Here is a 743-nt window from a genome sequence, read left to right on the forward strand (position 1 = left end):
ATACATAAATATTCCGCTCCATCAATGGTGGTAGACCCTGCGGCACTAAAAAAATAAAAGAGCTCAATATGTTAAGAAGAAACCCTAGCGGCCATATGCCGAACGTATCGGAAACCGCCTTCATTGACCCGACCGCTATCATCTGCGGGAAAGTTATCATTGAAGATAACGTGTTTATCGGCCCCTACGCCGTCATTCGTGCCGACGAGGTTAACGAACAAGGTGACATGGAAGCAATCGTGATTAAGCGCGATACCAATATTCAAGATGGTGTCGTCATACACTCAAAAGCAGGAGCAGCGGTTACCATTGGAGAACGCTCTTCTATCGCTCACCGTTCCATCATTCATGGCCCTTGTGAAGTTTGTGACGATGTCTTTATTGGCTTCAACTCGGTGGTATTCAATGCTGTGATTGGCAAAGGTTGTGTCATTCGCCATAACTGTGTGATAGATGGCCTCGATTTACCGGAAAACTTCCATGTTCCACCAATGACCAATATAGGCTCAGGGTTTGACTTAAATAGCATCTCCAAAGTACCGCCTGAATACTCTGCATTTTCAGAGTCTGTGGTATCAGCCAACCACACCCTAGTTCAAGGCTATAGGAGAATTGCTAATGAGCTCTGATAAGTCACCTATGTTAGGCATTCCAACCAACATTATTACCGGGTTCCTTGGAGTGGGAAAAACCTCTGCGATTCTCAACCTGATGAATAACAAACCAGAAAATGAACGCTGGGC

Annotated in this window: 2 protein-coding genes; both read left to right on the plus strand. The window is 45.2% G+C overall.

Going from position 1 to position 743, the window contains the following annotated elements:
• Positions 1 to 68: 68 nt before the first annotated feature.
• A complete protein-coding gene (locus AB4486_RS27410; protein ID WP_102393857.1) occupies positions 69 to 629 on the plus strand; it encodes a carbonate dehydratase in 561 nt (186 codons plus the stop codon).
• Positions 619 to 743: GTP-binding protein (locus AB4486_RS27415; RefSeq protein WP_372119948.1), on the plus strand; the 125-nt coding region annotated here is incomplete at its 3' end. The genes AB4486_RS27410 and AB4486_RS27415, both read left to right, overlap by 11 nt.

This window comes from Vibrio sp. 10N.222.55.C6, assembly GCF_041473395.1.
GTDB classification, from domain to species: domain Bacteria; phylum Pseudomonadota; class Gammaproteobacteria; order Enterobacterales; family Vibrionaceae; genus Vibrio; species Vibrio crassostreae_C.